The sequence below is a fragment of the Arthrobacter sp. NEB 688 genome (assembly GCF_013201035.1).
GTDB lineage: Bacteria > Actinomycetota > Actinomycetes > Actinomycetales > Dermatophilaceae > Phycicoccus.
On record NZ_CP053707.1, the window covers coordinates 2,765,188 to 2,785,217 of the forward strand.

Annotated in this window: 22 protein-coding genes and 1 pseudogene; 8 read left to right on the forward strand and 15 right to left on the reverse strand. The window is 73.6% G+C overall.

Annotated elements, in window-relative coordinates:
• Positions 1–21: 21 nt before the first annotated feature.
• From HL663_RS19175 to HL663_RS19395, 3 genes and pseudogenes are all read left to right on the forward strand, one after another.
• On the forward strand, positions 22–822 hold the full coding sequence (locus HL663_RS19175) for an aspartate-alanine antiporter-like transporter (protein WP_216842562.1): 801 nt from the start codon (positions 22–24) through the stop codon (positions 820–822).
• Positions 819–959 (forward strand): annotated as a pseudogene (locus HL663_RS19390) (TrkA C-terminal domain-containing protein); the annotation flags it as partial. The gene HL663_RS19175 and the pseudogene HL663_RS19390, both read left to right, overlap by 4 nt.
• 122 nt (positions 960–1,081) lie before the next feature.
• Entirely contained in the window at positions 1,082–1,579 is a 498-nt protein-coding gene (locus HL663_RS19395; RefSeq protein WP_286175614.1) for an aspartate-alanine antiporter-like transporter, read from the forward strand.
• A gap of 1 nt (position 1,580) precedes the next feature.
• Here the strand turns inward: HL663_RS19395 and tatC are convergent, their stop codons facing one another.
• The 5 genes from tatC to HL663_RS13010 form a co-directional block, all read right to left on the reverse strand.
• Positions 1,581–2,351 carry a twin-arginine translocase subunit TatC gene (gene tatC, locus HL663_RS12990; RefSeq protein WP_173028771.1) on the reverse strand — a complete coding sequence of 257 codons (771 nt, stop codon included), beginning with the start codon at positions 2,349–2,351 and terminating at the stop codon, positions 1,581–1,583.
• A 63-nt stretch (positions 2,352–2,414) separates the two neighbouring features.
• Complete coding sequence (locus HL663_RS12995; protein WP_286175616.1) at positions 2,415–2,681, reverse strand: twin-arginine translocase TatA/TatE family subunit; 267 nt, start codon at positions 2,679–2,681, stop codon at positions 2,415–2,417.
• Between the two features lie 74 nt (positions 2,682–2,755).
• On the reverse strand, positions 2,756–3,070 hold the full coding sequence (locus HL663_RS13000; RefSeq protein ID WP_173028773.1) for a hypothetical protein: 315 nt from the start codon (positions 3,068–3,070) through the stop codon (positions 2,756–2,758).
• A 3-nt stretch (positions 3,071–3,073) separates the two neighbouring features.
• Positions 3,074–4,072 carry a helix-turn-helix transcriptional regulator gene (locus HL663_RS13005; RefSeq protein WP_173028774.1) on the reverse strand — a complete coding sequence of 333 codons (999 nt, stop codon included), beginning with the start codon at positions 4,070–4,072 and terminating at the stop codon, positions 3,074–3,076.
• Entirely contained in the window at positions 4,072–5,085 is a 1,014-nt protein-coding gene (locus HL663_RS13010) for a helix-turn-helix transcriptional regulator (RefSeq protein ID WP_173028775.1), read from the reverse strand. Before HL663_RS13010 ends, HL663_RS13005 begins: the two co-directional genes overlap by 1 nt.
• Positions 5,086–5,120: 35 nt before the next feature.
• Here HL663_RS13010 and HL663_RS13015 point away from each other — a divergent pair, with 35 nt between their 5' ends.
• Complete coding sequence (locus HL663_RS13015) at positions 5,121–6,218, forward strand: DUF3866 family protein (RefSeq protein ID WP_502709026.1); 1,098 nt, start codon at positions 5,121–5,123, stop codon at positions 6,216–6,218.
• On the opposite strand, the gene HL663_RS13020 is transcribed toward HL663_RS13015, so the two are convergent.
• From HL663_RS13020 to dop, 7 genes are all read right to left on the reverse strand, one after another.
• Complete coding sequence (locus HL663_RS13020; protein ID WP_173028776.1) at positions 6,202–6,579, reverse strand: FKBP-type peptidyl-prolyl cis-trans isomerase; 378 nt, start codon at positions 6,577–6,579, stop codon at positions 6,202–6,204. The genes HL663_RS13015 and HL663_RS13020 overlap by 17 nt on opposite strands.
• A gap of 54 nt (positions 6,580–6,633) precedes the next feature.
• Positions 6,634–7,581, reverse strand: coding sequence for an FKBP-type peptidyl-prolyl cis-trans isomerase (locus HL663_RS13025; RefSeq protein WP_173028777.1), 948 nt, complete (start codon positions 7,579–7,581; stop codon positions 6,634–6,636).
• A 120-nt stretch (positions 7,582–7,701) separates the two neighbouring features.
• Positions 7,702–9,081, reverse strand: a complete 1,380-nt coding sequence (gene pafA, locus HL663_RS13030) for a Pup--protein ligase (RefSeq protein ID WP_173028778.1) — start codon at positions 9,079–9,081, stop codon at positions 7,702–7,704.
• Positions 9,078–9,902, reverse strand: coding sequence for a proteasome subunit alpha (gene prcA, locus HL663_RS13035; RefSeq protein ID WP_173028779.1), 825 nt, complete (start codon positions 9,900–9,902; stop codon positions 9,078–9,080). The genes pafA and prcA overlap by 4 nt, the downstream gene beginning before the upstream one ends.
• On the reverse strand, positions 9,899–10,717 hold the full coding sequence (gene prcB / locus HL663_RS13040; protein WP_173028780.1) for a proteasome subunit beta: 819 nt from the start codon (positions 10,715–10,717) through the stop codon (positions 9,899–9,901). The genes prcA and prcB overlap by 4 nt, the downstream gene beginning before the upstream one ends.
• Positions 10,714–10,908 carry a ubiquitin-like protein Pup gene (locus tag HL663_RS13045; RefSeq protein ID WP_173028781.1) on the reverse strand — a complete coding sequence of 65 codons (195 nt, stop codon included), beginning with the start codon at positions 10,906–10,908 and terminating at the stop codon, positions 10,714–10,716. Before HL663_RS13045 ends, prcB begins: the two co-directional genes overlap by 4 nt.
• A gap of 63 nt (positions 10,909–10,971) precedes the next feature.
• Positions 10,972–12,522: a depupylase/deamidase Dop gene (dop, locus tag HL663_RS13050; protein ID WP_286175617.1), complete on the reverse strand. Its 1,551-nt coding sequence runs from the start codon at positions 12,520–12,522 to the stop codon at positions 10,972–10,974.
• A 20-nt stretch (positions 12,523–12,542) separates the two neighbouring features.
• On the opposite strand from dop, the gene HL663_RS13055 reads away from it, so the two are divergent.
• The 4 genes from HL663_RS13055 to HL663_RS13070 all read left to right on the forward strand — a co-directional run bounded on the left by HL663_RS13055 (position 12,543) and on the right by HL663_RS13070 (position 16,078).
• Positions 12,543–13,526: an alpha/beta hydrolase gene (locus HL663_RS13055; RefSeq protein ID WP_286175618.1), complete on the forward strand. Its 984-nt coding sequence runs from the start codon at positions 12,543–12,545 to the stop codon at positions 13,524–13,526.
• A gap of 5 nt (positions 13,527–13,531) precedes the next feature.
• Complete coding sequence (locus HL663_RS13060; protein WP_173028782.1) at positions 13,532–14,524, forward strand: ribose-phosphate diphosphokinase; 993 nt, start codon at positions 13,532–13,534, stop codon at positions 14,522–14,524.
• Positions 14,521–14,871, forward strand: coding sequence for a DUF3054 domain-containing protein (locus tag HL663_RS13065; RefSeq protein WP_173028783.1), 351 nt, complete (start codon positions 14,521–14,523; stop codon positions 14,869–14,871). The genes HL663_RS13060 and HL663_RS13065 overlap by 4 nt, the downstream gene beginning before the upstream one ends.
• 196 nt (positions 14,872–15,067) lie before the next feature.
• A complete protein-coding gene (locus tag HL663_RS13070; protein WP_173028784.1) occupies positions 15,068–16,078 on the forward strand; it encodes a peptidoglycan-binding protein in 1,011 nt (336 codons plus the stop codon).
• Between the two features lie 21 nt (positions 16,079–16,099).
• On the opposite strand, the gene arc is transcribed toward HL663_RS13070, so the two are convergent.
• The 3 genes from arc to HL663_RS13085 are packed head-to-tail and all read right to left on the reverse strand — an operon-like array spanning position 16,100 to position 19,962.
• On the reverse strand, positions 16,100–17,848 hold the full coding sequence (arc, locus tag HL663_RS13075; protein ID WP_173028785.1) for a proteasome ATPase: 1,749 nt from the start codon (positions 17,846–17,848) through the stop codon (positions 16,100–16,102).
• Between the two features lie 22 nt (positions 17,849–17,870).
• Positions 17,871–18,854 (reverse strand): tRNA (adenine-N1)-methyltransferase, encoded by a 984-nt coding sequence (locus tag HL663_RS13080; protein WP_173028786.1) that lies wholly within the window; start codon positions 18,852–18,854, stop codon positions 17,871–17,873.
• Between the two features lie 10 nt (positions 18,855–18,864).
• Positions 18,865–19,962: a site-2 protease family protein gene (locus HL663_RS13085; RefSeq protein ID WP_173028787.1), complete on the reverse strand. Its 1,098-nt coding sequence runs from the start codon at positions 19,960–19,962 to the stop codon at positions 18,865–18,867.
• Between the last annotated feature and the right edge of the window lie 68 nt (positions 19,963–20,030).

Here is a 20,030-nt window from a genome sequence, read left to right on the forward strand (position 1 = left end):
GCCCGGTGGGAGGATCGCGACGTGAGCACGGTGTTCTCGTTCCTCGCGGACGCACCCCTCCTGCTCCTCGCGGTCCTGCTGACCCTCGGGGCGGCCGTGGGCCACGTCCGGGTCCTCGGGGTGCGGCTCGGCCCGGCCGCCGTGCTCTTCGTGGCGCTCGCCGGGTCGGCCGCGGCCGTCGCGTCCGGCGTCGAGCTCGAGGTCCCCGAGGTGGTCGGCACCTTCGGCCTGGTCCTGTTCACGTACACGGTCGGTGTCGTCTCGGGCACCCACTTCTTCGCCTCGCTGCGCCGTGGCTGGCCGACGATGCTCGTCGTCGCCGGCGGCCTCGTGCTCGTCGCCGCGGTGGCCGTGCTCCTCGGGCGGGCGCTCGGCCTGACCCCGGGCACGGTCGCCGGCACGTTCGCGGGCGCCATGACCAACACCCCGGCCCTGGCGGCGGCCTCGGCGCGGGCCGCCGACCCCGCCGCACCGACGGTGGGGTACTCGATCAGCTGTCTCGGCGGTGTGCTCGTCGTCCTCGTCGCCGCCGCCTGGTCGCTGCGGCGGCCGGGAGCCTCCCCGCGGCGTGAGGAGATCGGCCACCTCACCGTGCGCGTCGAGGTCGACCAGCCGCTGACCGTCGCCGGCCTGACCGCCGCCCACGACCACCGGGTGGCGGTGTCGCGCATCAAGCACGCGCACCTGGCCAACCCCACGGTCGTCCCCGCCGGCACGGAGCGCATCCCCGGGAGCTGCTCGGCGCCGTCGCCGCGCGGCTGGGCCACGTGTCGTCGCACGACATCGTCGAGGACCGCCGCGAGCTCGACTTCCGGCGCGTGACCCTCTCGACGACGTCGCTCGTCGGGCACACGGTCGCCGAGGTCGACCTCGGGCGCCGCTACGGCGCCGTCGTCAGCCGGGTCCGTCGCGGCGACCTCGACCTCGTCGCCCACGACACCTTCGTCCTCGCGATGGGCGACCGGCTGCGGGTCATCGCCCCGCGGGACCGGATGCCCGAGGTGGGCCGCTACCTCGGCGACAGCGACCGCGGGATGTCGGACATCAACGTCGGGGCCTGGCCCTCGGCCTCGCCGCGGGGATGGGTCTGGGGCTGGTCCACGTCCCCCTGCCCGGCGGGGGGTTCACGGTCGGGGCGGCCGCCGGGACGCTGCTCGTCGGCCTGGTCTTCGGCCGGGTCGGGCGCGTGGGTCCGGTCGTCACCTCGATGTCGCACGGCGCGGCCCAGTCGCTCGCCGCCCTCGGGATGGTCACCTTCCTCGCCTACGCGGGGGTGCGCGCCGGCCGCTCGGTCACCGAGGCCATGACCTCCGACCAGGGGTGGCGTGTAGCCGTCCTGGGGCTGGTCCTCTCGGGCTCGGTCGCGGTGCTGCTGGTCCTCGGCACCCGGGTCCTGCGCCGGGCGACGTGGCTCGACGTCGCCGGCACGCTGGCCGGGGCCCAGACCCAGCCGGCGGTCCTCGCCCACGTCAACGACCGCACCGGCTACGACACCCGGGTCGGCGTGGCGTACGCGCTCGTCTACCCGGTCGCGATGATCACCAAGATCGTCCTGGCCCAGGTGCTGGCCGGGCTCTGAGTCAGAGCTGCGAGGCCTCGGTGTCGTCGACCTCGAGCCAGTCCGGCCGGTTGGCCGCCTTGCGCTTGTCGAGGATTCGGCAGACGAACCAGGCCCCGAAGTAGAGCAGCGTGAGCGGCGCCGCGAAGACGAACATCGTGAAGGGGTCGGCCGTCGGCGTCGCGACCGCGGCGAAGACGAAGATGAGGACGACCGCGACGCGCCAGCCCTTGATGAGCCGGGCCGCGGGCATCGCCCCGACGACGTTGAGCCCGACGAGGACCACCGGGAAGAGGAACCCGACGCCGAACACGAGGATGAAGCGGGTGACGAACGAGAAGTACATCGACACCTGCTGGATGTTCGAGGTCCCCGCCGGCGAGAGGCCGTAGAGGATCGCGAGGCTCTGGGGCAGGATCACGTACGCCAGCCCGCAGCCGAGGAGGAAGAGCGGCACCGTCGCACCGACGAACGCCAGGCTGACCCTCTTCTCCTTGCGGGTCAGGCCCGGGACGACGAAACGCCACGCCTGCCACAGCCAGACCGGGCTCGAGGCGACCACGCCCACGAAGATCGACAGGCTGATGAGGTTGGAGAGCGCGGAGGTCGCCTCGCCGAAGTTCAGGCTGATGTCGTTCTGGGGGTTGGCGCGCGCGTACTCGTAGAACGGGTCGGCGAGGAACTCGAAGACCTCGTCGTAGTAGACGGCGGCGACGATGGCACCCACGAGCACGGCGGCCGCCGCCACGAAGAGGCGCCGCCGGAACTCGCGGAAGTGCTCGGCCAGCGTCATCCGGCCCTCGGGGTCTTGAGAGCGTCGGCGCAGTCGGGCCATGGAGGGTGCGGGTCTCCCGCGTCAGACGGTCGGGCCGGACTGGTTGTCCGTCCGCGGGGCGCGCTCGTGCACCGCGTTGCCGTGGGGGTCCGGGGTCACGACCTCGTCGACCGGACGGGCGGTCGTGAGGGACTCACCGCGCACCGTCTCGCTCGAGGCGGGCGTCTTGTTGGCCTCGTTCTCGCGCTTCATCTCGTCCACCTCGGACTTGAAGACGCGAGCCGAGCGGCCCAGGCTGCGCGCGGCGTCGGGGAGACGCTTCCAGCCGAAGATCACGATGATCAACACGGCGATGATGATGATTTCGGTGGGTCCGAGCCTGCCCATGAGGGTCCATCTCCTTCAGAGATCGCGGTCGTTCGTCAGTGTACGCGGGCCCAGGGCGGCATCCGCTCGGCGTTGCGGGTTCTCCGCGCGTCGGCCTGCCGGGCCCGCTCGCGCCGATGCTCCTCCCGCAGGCTGTGCGGATCCTGGACGACGGCTGTGACCGGTGCCTCCGGCTCGCGGTCGACGGCGGCGGCGCGCTCGAGCTCCTCGACGAGCCGGCCGGCCCGCCCGAGCTCGGCGGTCAGGGCGCGCAGGCTGCGCCACGTCGCCCGGGCCCGCAGCCCGACGAGGACGGCGCCCCCGACGAGCAGGACCACCCAGAGCAGCGTCCATCCCCACCACGGCAGCACGGGTCAGCGCTCCCGGCCGGCGCGGAGCGTCGGGTAGCCGGCGAGGGCCGCGGCCGCGCCCTCGCGCACCTCGGCGACGACGTCGGCCGGCTCGGTGACGTACCCGCGCCCGCCGAGGCGCCGCAGCAGCCGGTGCAGCCACGCGGTGTCGGCCGTCGCGATGCGCACGAGCTGCCCGCCGCCCTCGGCGGCCGGCACCTCCTCGAGCGACTCGACCGGGTAGTAGTCCGAGACCCAGGTGGCCCCGGGGAGCAGGCGCAGGGTGACGACGAGGTCGTCCGGCGCGGGGCGGAAGGTGCCCTCGGAGAGGTCGCGCTCGGTGGCCTGCGGCGGCGGGGTGCCGTCGACGTCGAGGACGGTCAGCTCCTCGACCCGGTCGAGCCGGAACAGCCGGGTGTCCTCGGCGCGGTGGCACCAGCCCTCGAGGTACCAGCGGCCGTCGATGCCGACGACGCGCATGGGGTCGACGTCTCGCTCGGTGGCCTCGTCGCGGGCCGGGACGAGGTAGCGCAGGTGCACCCGGCGCCGGGTCGCGAGGGCGGTGCGCGCCCGGGCCAGCAGGTCGGCCGAGGTGCCGTCGGCGACCTCGGCGAGCACCCGGCTCGCGGGGTCGGCGGCCTCGCCGGCGGCGGCCTCGAGCTTGGCGAGGGCGCGGTCGACGGCGTCGCGCTCGTCGAGGCCCGGGACCTCGCGCAGCGCGCGCAGCCCGACGATGAGCGTCACGGCCTCGTCGACGCCCAGGCGCAGCGGGCGGGCGATGGAGTCGGCGTTGCCGAGGAAGACCCGGCCGCCCTCCCAGTCCGCCTCGATGAGCTCGTCGGGCATCTGGCCGTAGCCGCAGAGGAAGAGCAGCTGGAGGTCGGCTTCGAGCTGCTCGGTGCTGACGCCGAGGTCGGCGGCCGCCTCGTCGAGGTCGATGCCCTGCCGGTTGACCAGCCACGGGACCATCGTCAGCAGGCGGGCGAGCCGCGCGGTCGCGGTCTCCTGGGGTGCGGGCGGCATCAGGCCGCCCCTCCGCCGTGCGCGGCCAGCGCGCCGCGCAGGCGCTCGAGGACGGCGTCGACCAGCTCGGGGGGCTGCTCGACGACGACGTCCGCGCCGTAGCCGGCGAGCTCGTCGGCGAAGGCCCAGAGGTCGCCGTGGTCGAGGTCGACGAGCGACCACTCGTCGTCGACCTCGCCGACGGTGCGGGCGCGCAGGCGCAGGGCGTGGCCCGCGCCGACCCGCACGCGCAGGACGGCCGGGCTGGGCTGGGAGGAGTCCCGGGCGATGCCGTCGACCATGGCCCGCGGCTCGTGGTCGGCGGGCACCTCGAAGGACCCCGGTCGCCCGGTGCGCCGCACCGTGCCGCTGATCCGGGAGAGGCGGAAGACGCGGGCGGCCTCGCGGTCCTCGTCATAGGCGTTGAGGTACCACCGGCCGTGCCACGACACGAGCGACCAGGGCCTGACCCGGCGTTCGACGCCCTCGGCGGCCTCGGGCCGGCGGTAGGTGAAGGAGACGGGCACCCGGCGCAGGACCGCGTCCTTGACGGCGTCGAAGGCCGGCTCGGCGGTGCGCAGCCGCGGTTCGATGCCGATGAGGGCCCCGGTGTCGCGCTCGACGCCCGCGGCGCGCAGCTTGCGCAGCGCCTGGGCGGCCGGGCCGGCGAGGGACGCCTGCGCCCAGGTGCGGCTCGCGAGGCCGAGGACCGCGAGCTCGTCGGGCTCGAAGGCGATGTCGGGCAGCGCGTAGTCGCGCTGGTGGATGCGGTAGCCGGGCTCGTCGTCGTGGAAGGCGTCGATGTCCTCGGTGACGAGCGGGATGCCGAGCTCGCGCAGCTCGTCCTTGTCGCGCTCGAACATCCGCTCGAAGGCCTCGGTGGAGGCCGACTGGCCGTACTGCGGCACGAGCTGGCGGATCTGCGCCTTGGCGAGCGGGCGTCGCGCGTAGAGCAGCACGAGGACGAGGTTGAGCAGCCGCTCGGTCTTGACCTGGGCCGCGCTCGGCGCACCTCCCCCGCTCTGGCTGCTCACCCGGGAGACGCTACCCGACGGCTACGCTGCCGGGCGTGATGCACTGGCGCGCCGGGACCGTGGCCGAGGAGGTCCGGCGTGGCCCGGGCTCCGTCGAGCTGGCCGTCGACCTCGAGGGGTCCGGCGAGCGGGTGCGGGCGCTGGCCTACACGGCCGTCACCGGCGCCCCGGAGCCCGGCGAGCGGGTGCTCCTCAACGCCTCCGCGCTGCTGCGCGGCCTCGGCACCGGCGGGCTCGCCTTCGTCGTCGCGCGCGGCGACGTCCTGCCCCCCGACCCGCCCGCGGGCCCGGGCCACATCGTCAAGGCGCGCTACACGCCGCTGCAGCAGATGCTCCTCGCCGTCGACGAGCAGGAGTCGCCCCACCACGACATGCTCGCCGCGGCCGACGACCTCGGCGGGATGCCCGTCGTCGTCGCCGACCTGCACAGCGCCCTGCCGGCGGTCGTCGCGGGGATCCAGGCGGTGCGGCCCGACGCGACCGTCGCCTACGTGATGACCGACGGCGGGGCGCTGCCCGCGGCGTTCTCCCGGGCGGTGGCGGGGCTGCGCGAGTCCGGTCGGCTCGCGGCGTGCCTGACCGTCGGCCAGGCCTATGGGGGCGACCACGAGGCCGTCACCGTCCACACCGGGCTGCTCGCGGCGCGGCACGTCGTCGGCGCCGACGTCGCGGTCGTCGCCCAGGGGCCGGGCAACGTCGGCACCGGCACCCGCTGGGGCTACTCGGGGGTGGCGGCCGCGGAGGCGCTGCACGCCGCCGACGTCCTCGGCGGGCGACCGGTCGCGGCGCTGCGCGTCTCCGGCGCCGACCGGCGCGAGCGGCACCTCGGCATCAGCCACCACAGCCTCACCGCGTACGGGCGGGCGCTCTATGCGGCGGCCGACGTGCCCGTGACGACCCTGCCGGACCCCGCGCTCGACGCGCGGGTGCGTGAGCAGCTGCAGCGGCTCGTGGCGACCGCCCGGGCCCGGCTGACCCCGGTCGAGGTGCCCGTGGACGGGCTGGCCGAGGCCCTCGCGGACAGCCCGGTCGGGCTGTCGACGATGGGCCGCGGCCTCGCGGAGGACCCGGCGCCGTTCCTCGTGGCGGCGGCGGCCGGGTCCCACGCGGGGTCGGTCAGCGCACGTCCATGAGGTCGACGACGAAGATCAGCGACTCGCCGGGCTTGATGACGCCGCCGGCGCCGCGCTCCCCGTAGGCCTTGTGCGACGGGATGGTCAGCTTGCGGCGGCCGCCGACCTTCATCCCGACGATGCCCTCGTCCCAGCCGGCGATGACCATGCCGACGCCCAGCCGGAACTCGAGCGGGGCGCCGCGGTTCCACGAGGCGTCGAACTCCTCGCCGGTCGAGTGCGCGACCCCGACGTAGTGGGCGGACACGGTGGAGCCGGGGGTGGCCTCGGCGCCCTCGCCGACGGTGATGTCCTCGACGACCAGCTCGGTCGGCGCCTCGTCACCGGGGAAGTCGATCTCGGGCTTCGTGGGCTCGCTCACAGGGGGTACCTCTCGGGGTCTCGTGCGGTGGTGGGGTGCGGAGGGGTCCGCGGGTCAGTACGCGGCGAGGATGTCGACCGCGAAGACGAGGGTGTCGGTGCCCTTGATCTTGTCGCCGCTGCCGGCGTCGCCGTAGCCGTCCTTCGGCGGGATGACGAGGAGGACGCGGCTGCCGACCTTCTGGCCCTCGAGGCCGGTGTCCCAGCCCTTGATGACCTGGCCCTCGCCGAGCTTGAACTCGAAGAAGGGCTGCTCGGGGCGGTTGGCGCTGGAGTCGAAGACCTCGCCGTTGCGGTAGAGCGCACCGGTGTAGGCGACCCGGACGGTCTGGCCCTTCTTCACCTCGGCGCCCGTGCCCTCGACGAGCGGCTGGACGACGGTCTCGCTCGGGGCCTTCGCGCCCTTGGCGGGCGTGATGGTCGCCGGCTTGCCGGCGTTCATCGTCACCGTCGGCAGGCCCTTCTTCGGGGCCACGGCGGTGCCCTGCGCCTCGTCGAGCACCTTGGTGGCGCCGACGAGGTCGAGGACGAAGATCACCGGGTCGTCCTTGGTGATGCCGAGCTGCTGGTTGCCGGTGTCGCCGTAGGCGTCGGCCGGCGTCGAGGCGATGACCATCCGGGTGCCGATCTTCTTGCCCGGGATCTGGCTCTTGAACGACGCGAAGAGGTTCTGGTCGCCGAGGTCGAGGCCGACGGTGCCGCTCTTCCACGTGCTCGTGACGACCTTGCCGTCCTTGCCGTTGACGAGGATCGCCTGGAGGGTCACGAGGTCGTCCTGGGTGACCGCGGCGCCGTCACCCTCGGAGAGGACCTGGGACTGGGTGCGCGAGACGGTGACCGGGGCCTTGACGGTGACCTTCGGCTCCTTCTGGGCCTCACCGGTGACCGTGACGCCGCTGATCGAGCTCGACGGGGTCGTGGCCTCCTCCTCACCGCAGCCGGTGAGCAGGAGCGCGCCGGCGAGGGCGCTGACGGACAGGACGGACGTGAGGCGACGGGGCACGAGTCTGGGACACCTTCGGGACGGGGACGCCGCGCGGAGTGGGACGCGACCGGTCTCCTCACGATAACCGCGGCGGATGTGAACTCCCGCATCGCTCCCTGAGAGCCCGGTGCACGCGGGTCAGGCGGTCAGGCCCTCGATGAGGCGCTCGACGCGGGCGTCCTGCGCGAGGAAGGGGTCCTTGCACAGGACCGTGCGCTGGGCCTGGTCGTTGAGCTTGAGGTGCACCCAGTCGACGGTGAAGTCCCGCCGCTGCGCCTGCGCGGCGCGGATGAAGTCGCCGCGCAGCTTGGCCCGGGTGGTCTGGGGCGGGCGGACCTTGGCCTCGAAGACCTCCGGGTCCGACACGACGCGCTCGACCCGGCCGCGGCGCTGGAGCAGGTAGAACAGGCCCCGCGAGCGGTCGATGTCGTGGTAGGCGAGGTCGATCTGGGCCAGGCGCGGGTGGTCGAGGTCGAGCCCGTGCTTCGAGGCGTACTCGTCGATGAGCCGGTACTTGACGACCCAGTCGATCTCGCGCCCGACGAGACCGAGGTTGCCGGTCTCGACGGCCGTCAGCGTGCGGTCCCACAGCTCGAGCACGCGCGCGTGGAGGGGGTCGGCCGCGCCCTCGCGCTCGACGAACTCGGCGGCCCTCGCGTGGTACTCGCGCTGGAGGTCGAGCGCCGACAGCTCGCGGCCGTTGGCCAGCCGCACGGTGCGGCGTCCGGACATGTCGTGGGAGATCTCGCGGATCGCCCGGATCGGGTTCTCGAGCGTGAGGTCGCGCATGACGACGCCGCTCTCGATCATCCGCAGCACGAGGTCGGCCGACCCGATCTTGAGCATCGTCGTCGGCTCGGCCATGTTTGAGTCGCCGACGATGACGTGCAGGCGCCGGTAGTGCTCGGCGTCGGCGTGCGGCTCGTCCCGCGTGTTGATGATCGGCCGGCTGCGGGTGGTCGCCGACGAGACGCCCTCCCAGATGTGGTCGGCGCGCTGGCTCAGGGCGTACGACGCGCCCTTGCTCGTCGTGACGAGCTTGCCTGCGCCGCAGGTCAGCTGGCGGCTGATGAGGAACGGCAGCAGCGTCTCGGACAGCGCCTGGAACTCGCCCGAGCGGGTCACGAGGTAGTTCTCGTGGCATCCGTAGGAGTTGCCGGCGGAGTCGGTGTTGTTCTTGAAGACGTAGATGTCGCCGGCGACGCCGTCCTCGCGCAGCCGCTGCTGCGCGTCGGCGACGAGCCCCTCGACGATGCGCTCCCCCGCCCGGTCGTGCGTGACGACCTGCCGGATCGAGTCGCACTCGGCCGTCGCGTACTCGGGGTGCGAGCCGACGTCGAGGTAGAGGCGCGAGCCGTTGGTGAGGAAGACGTTGCTCGAGCGGCCCCAGGCGACGACCTTGCGGAAGAGGTAGCGGGCCACCTCGTCGGGGGTCAGCGTGCGCTGGCCGCCGGTCGAGCAGGTGATTCCGTACTCGTTCTCGATGCCGAAGATGCGCCGGTTGCCGCGCGTGCTCACGCGCCCTCGCCACCATCCGCGGTCTCGGAGGTCGCCTCGGGGCGCTGGGTCTGCGGGTTGGTCGAGGCGCTGCGCGTCGAGTCGCCGTCGTCGCCCACGGGGACGTCGGCCGTGGGGTCGTCCGAGCTGAGCAGGCGCGCGAGCAGGTCGCCCTGGACGCGGCGGAAGCGCCGCCGCGGCCGGTGCCGGTCGAGGACGGCGACCTCGAGCTGCTCGGGGGCCAGCGTGCGCGGCTCGCCCCCGGCCGGGTCGGCGCCGAGCAGCCGGACGGCGAGGGCGAGGGCGTCGGCGAGGTGCATCCCCGGCCGCCACGCCTCGCGCAGGCCGGTCTCGATCTGCTCCGCTCCCCCGCCCATCGCCACGAACCCGTGCTCGTCGGCGACGGAGCCGTCGTAGGTGAGGCGGTAGACCTGGTCGCCCTCGGGGCTGGCCCCGACCTCGGCGACGACGATCTCGACCTCGTAGGGCTTGGACTCCTGGGTGAACACGGTGCCGAGCGTCTGCGCGTAGGCGTTGGCCAGCCCGCGCGCCGTCACGTCGGAGCGGTCGTAGGAGTACCCGCGCAGGTCGGCGTAGCGGACGCCCGCGACCCGGAGGTTCTCGAACTCGTTGTACTTGCCGACGGCCGCGAACGCGATGCGGTCGTAGATCTCGGAGACCTTGTGCAGGGCGCGGCTGGGGTTCTCGGCGACGAACGCGATGCCGGCGTCGAACTGGAGGACGACGACCGAGCGGCCCCGGGCGATGCCCTTGCGCGCGAAGTCGGCCCGGTCCTTCATCAGCTGCTCGGGCGAGACGTAGAACGGCATCCCGGCGGTCATCGGGCCTCCTCCGAGCGCTCGGTGATGATGGCGTCGACGACCGGCGCGAGGTCCGGCTGCGGCACGAACCGGGCCCCCTCGGCGTCGACGAGCCCGACGGTAGGCCAGATGCGGCGCCCGACGTCCGGCCCGCCGGTCGCGGAGTCGTCGTCGGCCGCGTCGTAGAGGGTCTCGACGGCGACCCGCACCGCCTGCTCGGGCGTGAGGCCGCGCCGGTAGAGCTTCTTGAGGGCCCCGCGCGCGAAGAGCGAGCCGGAGCCGACGCTGTGGTGGTCCTGCTCCTCGTAGCAGCCGCCGGTCACGTCGTAGGAGAAGATCCGGCCGCGCTGCTGCTCGAGGTCGTAGCCGGCGAACATCGGCACGACCGACAGGCCCTGCATCGCCATCCCGAGGTTGCCGCGGATCATCGAGGCGAGGCGGTTGGCCTTGCCCTCGAGGGACATGAGCGTGCCCTCGATCTTCTCGTAGTGCTCGAGCTCGACCTGGAACAGGCGCACGAGCTCAATGGCGAGCCCGGCCGTCCCCGCGATGCCGACGAGGCTGAACTCGTCGGTGGCGAAGACCTTCTCCATGTCGCGGTTGGCGATGATGTTGCCCATCGTCGCCCGCCGGTCGCCGGCCATGACGACACCACCGGCGTACGTGACCGACACGATCGTCGTGCCGTGGGGTGCCTCGAGCGCCGCGCCCGGGGGCAGCGGCCGCCGCGAGGGCAGCAGCGTCGGCGCGTGGGCCGACAGGAACTCGGTGAAGGAGGAGGACCCCGGGACGAGGTAGGCGGAGGGCAGGCGCCCGGAGCCGGCTCCGGCGGTCACTGGCCGCCCTTCTGGACGAACCCGCGGACGAACTCCTCCGCGTTGGACTCGAGGACCCCGTCGATCTCGTCGAGGATGTCGTCGATCTCGCTCACCTGGGCGGTGGCGGCGGCGGCCGCGGGGGCCGGGGTGTCGACGTCGTCGGGCCCGCCGTCGCGACGCTGCGGCTTGATCTGCTCCTGACCGGCCATGGTCACCCTCCTCGGGTCGTGGTCGTGTCCCCGAGCCTAGTCGCAGACCCCGGTTCGCCGACGTCAGGGCGCGGTGGCGTCCGCGCCTCGGTCACCGCGCTCGTCGGCGGTGGCGAGGGAGCGCAGCAGCGTGGCGACGTCCGGCGCGGACCGCACGATGTCGCCGACCCCGGCCTCGGTGCCCCGCAGCGGCTCGAGCATGGGCACCCGCTGGAGCATCCGCTGCCCCGGCACGTCGAAGATCACCGAGTCCCAGGACGCGGCGACGACCGACTCCGGGAAGCGCCGCAGGCAGGTGCCGCGGAACCAGGCCCGCGTGTCGGCCGGGGGCTCGGTGACCGCCCGGACGACCTCGGCGTCGTCGACGAGCACCTCGAGCCGGCCGTTCGCCACGAGCCGGTGCGCGAGCCCGCGCTCGGCCCGCACGTCGGACCACTGGAGGTCGACGGCCTTGAGCCGCGGGTCGCCCCAGCCGAGGCCGTCGCGCCCCCGGTAGCCCTCGAGCACGGCGAGCTTGGCGACCCAGTCGACCTCGCGGCGGGCCTCCATCGGGTCGCGGCCCAGCCGGTCGAGGACGGTGCCCCACCAGTGCATGACCTCGACGGTGTCGGGGTCCGGCTCGCCGGCGTAGCGCTCGGCGACGAACGCGGCGGCGCGGTCGTGGTACTCCCACAGCAGCTCCAGCGCGGTCATCCTCCGGCCGTCGAGCAGCTCGAGGCGCTGGCGCAGGGTCGGGTCGTGCGAGACCTCGTGGAGGGTCGCGACCGGGCGGCGCACGCCGAGGTCGGGCACGAGGGCGTCGGCCTCGATCATCGCGAGGACGAGGGAGGTCGTCCCCATCTTGAGGAGGTTGGCGACGTCGGCGTGGTTGGCGTCGCCGATGATGACGTGGAGGCGGCGGTAGCGGTCGGCGACGGCGTGCGGCTCGTCGCGCGTGTTGATGATCGGCCGCTTGAGCGTGGTCTCGAGGCCGACCTCGACCTCGAAGAAGTCGCTGCGCTGGGCGATCTGGTAGCCGGGGGTGCGCGAGTCGACGCCGATGCCGACCCGCCCGCTGCCGCACATCACCTGGCGCGCCACGAAGAACGGCGTGAGGTGGGTGACGACGGACGCGAAGGGCGTGGACCGCGACATGAGGTAGTTCTCGTGGGTGCCGTAGGAGGCGCCCTTGCCGTCGGTGTTGTTCTTGTAGAGGTTGACGCCCGGCGGGACGGTGGCCAGCCGCTCGACGGCCTCGCGCATCACGAGCTCGCCCGCGCGGTCCCACGCGACGGCCGCGCGCGGCGTCGTCACCTCGGGCGAGCTGTACTCCGGGTGGGCGTGGTCGACGTAGAGGCGCGCGCCGTTGGTCAGCACGACGTTGGCGAGGGTCGGGTCCTCGACGTCGGTCAGCTGGCTGGGGTGCGCCGCGCCCCGCCCCATGTCGAACCCGCGGGCGTCGCGCAGGGGCGCCTCGTCGGCGTAGTCCCAGCTGGCCCGGGCCGGGCGGATGCCCCGCGAGGACGCGTAGGCGGTCACGACGTCGCCCGAGGCGACCATCGGGTTGGCCTGCGGGTCCCCCGGGACGACGATGCCGTACTCGGTCTCGATCCCCATCACCCGGCGCACGGTCATGTGCCGACCATACTGAGCCGGTGCACGACTACCGCGGGATGCCCCCGCTCACGACGCTCGTCTCGTTCGTCGCCGACCACGGCCGGTCCCAGATCGCCACCGCGGACCTCGCCGGCATCCACCGCGCCCGGTCCACGCCGCGGCCCCGTGGCGCGCTCGCCGACCGCGTCCTGGGGGCGGTCGACCCGGCGGTGGGCATCACCTTCGGGACGGCCCCCGCGCGCGACGAGCACGAGATCCCGCTACGCATCTACCGGCCGCGCGCGCTGCCGGACGCCCGGGACGACGTCCCGGTCGTCATGTGGTTCCACGGCGGCGGCTGGGTGTGGGGCAACGTCGTCGACTACGACTCGCTGTGCACGCTCATCGCCGGCGCGGTGGGGGCCGTCGTCGTCTCGGTGGACTACCGGATGGCCCCCGAGCACCGGGCCCCGCGCGCCGCGCTGGACTGCGTCGACGCCACGACGTGGGTGGCCGCCAACGGCGACGTCCTGCGGGCCGACACCTCGCGGATGGCCGTCGCCGGCGACTCGGCCGGCGGCAACCTCGCCGCCGTCGTCGCGCAGGTGCTGCGCGACCACGGGATGACCAACCTGCGCCACCAGGCGCTGCTCTACCCCGCGACCGACCTGACGATGGCCTCGCCCTCGCTCGTGTCCAACGCCGACGCCCCCGTCCTCGACCGGGCCGCCGTCGACGCCTTCCGCGACCACTACCTGCCGCCGGGCGCCGACGCGCGCGACCCGCTCGTCTCGCCGCTGTGGGGCGACCTCGCCGGACTGCCGCCGGCCCTGGTCCAGACCGCCGACCGCGACCCCATCCGCGACGACGGCTCGCGCTACGCCACCGCCCTCGAGGAGGCCGGGGTGCCGGTGCGGCTCACGAACTACCTCGGGGTCCCCCACGGCTTCGCCTCGTTCCCCGGAGCGACGCGGGTCGGGCGGATGCACCGCGTCGAGCTCGTCACCGAGCTGTCCCGGGCGCTCGCCCGGCCGATAGCCTGACGTCCATGCGCGAGATCGTCGTCTTCTCCGGTTCGGCGCACCGCGACCTCGCGCACCGCATCTGCGACGGTCTCGGTGTGCCCCTGTCCGAGTCGGTGACGGCCCGCTTCAGCAACGACTGCCTCCAGGCCCAGCTGCTGGCCAACTGCCGCCAGCGCGACGTCTACATCGTCCAGCCGCTCGTGCCGCCGACGCAGGACTCCCTCATGGAGCTGCTGCTCATGGTGGACGCGGCGCGTGGGGCCTCGGCGGCGATGGTCACCGCCGTCATCCCGCACTTCGCCTACGCCCGCTCGGACAAGAAGGACGCCTCGCGCATCTCGCTCGGCGGGCGGCTCGTCGCCGACCTCATCGCGACCGCGGGCGTCGACCGGGTCATCACGATGAACCTCCACGCGCCGCAGGTGCACGGGTTCTTCTCGGTGCCGGTCGACCACCTGACCGCGCTCGGAGAGCTGGCCAACCACTTCGTCGACCAGGACCTCACCGACACCGTCGTCGTCTCCCCCGACCTCGGCAACGCCAAGGACGCCACGCAGTTCGCCCGGCTGCTCGGCCTGCCGGTCGCCGCCGGCTCCAAGAAGCGCCTCGGCGACGACCGTGTCGTCATCGACTCGATCGTCGGCGACGTCGTCGGCAAGCGGGCCATCGTCCTCGACGACGAGATCGCCACCGGCGGCAGCATCGTCGAGCTGATGGACCGCCTCGCCGAGCGCGGGGTCACCGAGGCCTCCGTCGCCTGCACCCACGGGCTGTTCGCCGGCCGGGCCGTCGAGCGCCTGTCCGCGCACCCGATGATCCGCGAGGTCGTGACGACCGACACCGTGCCGGCGCCGAAGGACTGGCCGGCGCTGCGCGTCCGGTCGGTCGCCGGCCTCTTCGCCGAGGCCATCAAGCGCATCCACGAGGGCGAGTCGGTCTCCAGCCTCTTCGACGGCGTCGACCCCATGCACGCGCCCCCGCGCCAGCGCTCGCTCTTCGACAAGGTCCGCGGATGAGCCGCCTCGTCCCGGCGCTGCTCGACGTCCTCCTCGTGCTCGTCTTCGCCGCCGTCGGCCGGCGCTCGCACGCCGAGGGCCTCGACCTCGCGGGCATCGCGCGCACGGCGCTGCCCTTCCTCGTCGGCACGGCCGCCGGGTGGCTGCTCGCGAGCGTCGTGCTCGACTCCGGGCCGCGCAGCGTCGCGTTCGGGGCGGTCGTCGTGGTGGCGACGGTCGTCGTCGGGATGGCGCTGCGGGCCGTGGCCGCCCAGGGGGTCGCGGTGTCGTTCGTCGTCGTCGCGACGACGGTGCTGACGGTCCTCCTCGTCGGCTGGCGCCTGCTCGCCCGGCTGCTGCCCTCCTGACCTCCGCGGCCCGGCTTGACCGGTACCTGCCGAACGCTGGCGGAACCTTTACCCGGGTGGTCTGACCTGCGGTTTCGTGATGCCATGAGGGTGTCCGAGGGGCGCCGGCGGGTGCCCCCGGTGGCCGCGTCGCGCCGCCTTTCGTAGCGTCGAGCGGGTCCGTGCCCACCCCCACGACCCGCCGGAGGACCCCGCGATGTGCGAGCAGCACGACCCGACCACCCCCACCCGACCCCGTCCCCTCGGCCGACGCGCCCTGCTGCGCGGAGCCGGAGGGATCCTCGTCGCCGGTGGCGCCGTCGCCGCCACGGCCGAGGGCGCGTTCGCCGCGACCTCTCAGAACGGCTGGCCCGCCGGGACCTCGAGCCAGGTGCCGCTCGCCTCGCTGGCGGTCGGCGCGGCCACCTTCCCCGCGGGGGTGCGGACCGGCGACGTCTACACCGTCCTGCGGTACGTCGCGCAGCAGGTGAACTCGACCGTCGAGGCGCTCTACTCCCCCGGCTGCTGGGGGCACAACTACCGCGAGATCTCCGGGAGCACGTCGCTGTCCAACCACTCGAGCGGCACCGCCATCGACGTCAACGCCCCCGACCACCCGCTCGGCGCGTCCGGGACCTTCACCTCCGCGCAGGTGTCGGCGATCCGCGCCATCCTCACCCGGTGCAACGGCGTCGTCCGCTGGGGCGGTGACTACTCGGGCCGCAAGGACGAGATGCACTTCGAGATCAACGTGCCGCCGGGCGACTCGCGCCTGGCGACCCTGGCCGCGTCCCTCGGCGGGGGCGGCGGCACCCCGGACCCCGAGCCGATCGCGTGGACGACCGTCCTCAGCGGCAGCAGCGGGTTCCGGGTGACGACGGCGCAGTACCTCCTGCGCGCCCGCGGGCAGTCGGTGTCCGTCGACGGCGTGTTCGGCTCCGGCACGGACTCGGCGGTGCGCGCCTTCCAGTCCTCGCGCGGCCTCACCGCCGACGGCATCGTCGGGACGAACACGTGGACGGCCCTCGTCGTCACCGTCCAGTCCGGCTCGTCCGGGGACGCCGTGCGTGCGGTGCAGACGTGCCTGTCCGCCAAGGGGCTCGGCGCGTCGGTCGACGGTGTCTTCGGCTCGGGGACGGACTCGGCGGTGCGGAGCTTCCAGTCCTCGCGCAGCCTCGTCGTCGACGGCATCGTCGGCTCCGACACCTGGCAGGCCCTCGAGGCCTGAGACCGGGCGCCGGGCCCGCGGTCAGAGGTACTGGCCGGTGTTGGCCACCGTGCTGATCGACTTGCCGGGCTCGGTGCCCTCCTTGGTCTTGATGAGCTTGCGGATGTAGACGATCCGCTCGCCCTTCTTGCCGGAGATGCGCGCCCAGTCGTCCGGGTTCGTCGTGTTCGGCAGGTCCTCGTTCTCGCGGAACTCGTCGGTGCACGACTGCAGGAGGTGGTCGACGCGCAGGCCGCGCTGGCCGGTGTCGAGGAGGTCCTTGATGGCCATCTTCTTCGCCCGGTCGACGATGTTCTGGATCATCGCGCCGGAGTTGAAGTCCTTGAAGTAGAGGACCTCCTTGTCGCCGCCGGCGTAGGTGACCTCGAGGAAGCGGTTCTCCTCCTCCTCGGAGTACATCCGCAGGACGACCGCGTCGATCATCGCGGCGACGGTGGCCTCGTCGGACCCGCCGTTCTGCTCGACGTCGTCGGCGTGCAGCGGCAGTCCGACGGTCAGGTACTTGGCGAAGATGTCGCGCGCCGCCTCGGCGTCGGGGCGCTCGATCTTGATCTTCACGTCGAGGCGGCCGGGGCGCAGGATCGCCGGGTCGATCATGTCCTCGCGGTTCGAGGCGCCGATGACGATGACGTGCTCGAGGCCCTCGACGCCGTCGATCTCGGCCAGCAGCTGCGGGACGATCGTCGTCTCGACGTCGGAGGAGACGCCCGAGCCGCGGGTGCGGAAGAGCGACTCCATCTCGTCGAAGAAGACGACGACGGGGAAGCCCTCGTTCGACTTCTCGCGCGCCCGCTGGAAGATCAGGCGGATGTGCCGCTCGGTCTCGCCGACGTACTTGTTGAGCAGCTCGGGCCCCTTGATGTTGAGGAAGAAGGACTTGCCGGGCTCGCGGCCCTCCTTCTCGGCGACCTTGCGGGCCAGGCTCGCCGCGACCGCCTTGGCGATCATCGTCTTGCCGCAGCCGGGCGGGCCGTAGAGCAGGACGCCCTTCGGCGGCTTGAGCTGGTGCTCGGTGTAGAGGTCGGCGTGCAGGTAGGGCAGCTCGACGGCGTCGCGGATGGCCTCGATCTGCCGGCCGAGACCGCCGATGTCGCGGTAGCCGATGTCCGGGACCTCCTCGAGGACGAGGTCGGCGACCTCGGCCTTGGGGATGCGCTCGTAGACGAAGCCGGAGCGCGGCTCGAGGAGCAGCGCGTCGCCGGCGCGGACCTTGACGTCGTCGAGGGAGGCGGCCATCCGGCAGACCCGCTCCTCGTCGGCCTGCGCGACGACGAGCACCCGACCGTCCTCGAGGAGCTCCTTGCACAGGACGACCTCGCCGACCGTCTCGAAGCCGTGGGCGGCGACGACGTTCATCGCCTCGTTGAGCATGACCTCGCGGCCGGGACGCAGGTCGGCGGCGTCGATCGAGGGGCTGACCGCGACGTGCATCTTGCGGCCGCTCGTGAGGATGTCCGCGGTGCCGTCCTCGAAGCGCTCGATGACCGTGCCGTAGGCCGCGGGCGGCTGCGCGAGGCGGTCGACCTCGGACTTGAGCGTGACGATCTGCTCGCGGGCGTCGCGCAGCGTCCTGACGAGCCGCTCGTTCTGCGCCGAGAGCGTGGCCGCCTGGGAGCGCACCTTCGCGAGGTCGCGCTCGAGCGAGCGGAGCTGCGCCGGGCTGGCCTCGCCCGAGCGGCGCATCGCGGCGAGCTCGGCCTCGAGGGACGCGCGCTCGGCCTCCAGGCGCTCGGTCGTGTCCTCGGGGTCACGGGGCTCGTCGGTGCTCATACCCGAGCCTAACCCCGCCGGATCAGGGTGAGTCGGAGGTTCCGGCCACCGAACGTCGCACCTTGCGAACCTTCTTGTCCGAGGGCACGCGCTCCCCCACGTTCTCGGGGGTCCAGTCGGCCTCGGTGGCGTCCTCGCCGGTGACGTAGCCCTTGCCCGGGCGGCGCTTGCGCAGCGGCGGGGTCGTGCCCGGCGCGAGGCGCCGGGTCGTGACGAGGAAGCCGGTGTGCCCGTGCATCCGGTGCTGCGGGCGGACGGCCAGGCCCTCGAGGTGCCAGCCGCGCACGAGCGACTCCCACGCCTGGGGCTCGGTGTACGTGCCGTGGTCGCGCATGGCCTCGGCGACCTTCGAGAGCTGGGTCGCGGTGGCGACGTAGCAGATGAGGACGCCGCCGGGCGCGAGCGCCTCGGAGACGGCGTCGAGGCACTCCCACGGCGCGAGCATGTCGAGGACGACGCGGTCGACGGTGCCGGGCTCGACGGCCTCGGGCAGCGACTCGACGAGGTCGCCGACGGTCACCGTCCACGCGGGGTGGTCGCCGCCGAAGAACTCCCGGGCGTTGCCCTGCGCGATGGCCGCGAAGTCCTCGCGCCGCTCGAAGGAGTGGACCCGGCCGTGCTCCCCCACCGCGCGCAGCAGCGACATCGAGAGGGCGCCGGAGCCGACGCCGGCCTCGACGACCGTGGCGCCGGGGAAGATGTCGGCCATCATGACGATCTGGCCGGCGTCCTTGGGGTAGACGACGGCGGCGCCGCGCGGCATCGACATGACCCAGTCCGCGAGCAGCGGACGCAGCGCGAGGTACTGGACGCCCGAGGTGTTGGTGACGGTCGAGCCGTCGGGGGCCCCGATGAGGTCGTCGTGGCTCAGGTGGCCGCGGTGGGTGTGGAACTGCTTCCCGGGCGCGAGGGTGATCGTGTGCAGCCGACCCCTGGGGTCGGTCAGCTGGACGCGGTCGCCCTCGGCGAAGGGGCCGCGGCGGTGCTCGGCTCCGGTGGCACTCATGGCGGGGAGTCTAGGTGCGGCGGCGGACGCGCCCGGCAGCGGCGTCGATCCCCGCCGGGCCGAGCAGCCCCCAGGGGGCGCCGGCGCGGGTGAGGACGACGACGTCGACGCCCGAGGTGGCCATCGCCCGCAGCGCCCGGCCGAGCTCGTCGCCGGGCTCGGCCTCGACGAGATTGCCGTCCGGGACGCGCTGGACGAGCGCGCCGATGGCGGTGGTGGGGGGCACGTCGAGGGGCACCGTGCGCAGGACGAGCGTCGGGCGACCCGTCTCGTCCGGGACGACGACGAGCGCGGGGTGCTCGCGGGCGACGGCGAGGGGCGTCTCGGGCGGCAGGACGACGACCGGCTCGGCGGCGTCGCCGACGCGGACGGTGTCGAGGAGCCGCTCGACGGCGGCACGGCGCAGGCCGGCCGTCGCACCGCTCCACAGCACCCAGGCCATGACCAGGCCGATGACGAGGTCGAAGACGTCGGGCGAGAGGCCCTGCACCAGGGGCAGGACGAGGAACCAGACCACGATGCCGAGCGCGACGAGCCGCCCGACCCAGCCCGCGACGCTCAGCCCGAGGTCGCGGCGGCCGGTGACCGCCCAGACGAGCGACTGCAGCGCCGCGCCGCCGTCGAGCGGCAGCCCCGGCAGGAGGTTGAACACCGCGAGGAGCGCGTTGAGGAAGCCGAAGGACCACGCGAACTGGCCGACGTCGCCGTCCTGGGTCCACCCGATGCCGAGACCGACGGCGGCCAGGACGGCGTTGACGAGCGGCCCCGCGAGCGCGACGACGGCGGTGCGCCCGGGGGTGGCCCCGGTGGCGTCGTAGGAGGTGTGCCCGCCCCAGACGGTGGCGACAACCTGGTGGACGTGGAAGCCGAGGCGGCGAGCCGACAGCGCGTGCCCGACCTCGTGGCCGAGGACGGCGACGAGGATGGCCAGGACGAGCCAGGCCGCGTAGGCGACGCCGTAGGTCGGCCCGTTGACCGAGCCCGCCCGGTAGCCCTGGAAGGCCACGACGACGGCGAGGATGAGCCAGGTGCGGTCGAGGTAGACCGGGACGGTCGCGACCCGGCCGAGCCGCACGGAACCCGCCGGGGCCGGGGGCGAGGTGGACATGCCGACGACCCTACGCGAGCCGGACGGCATACTGATGCCCTCCCCGACGACGTCCCGAGAGGACCCCG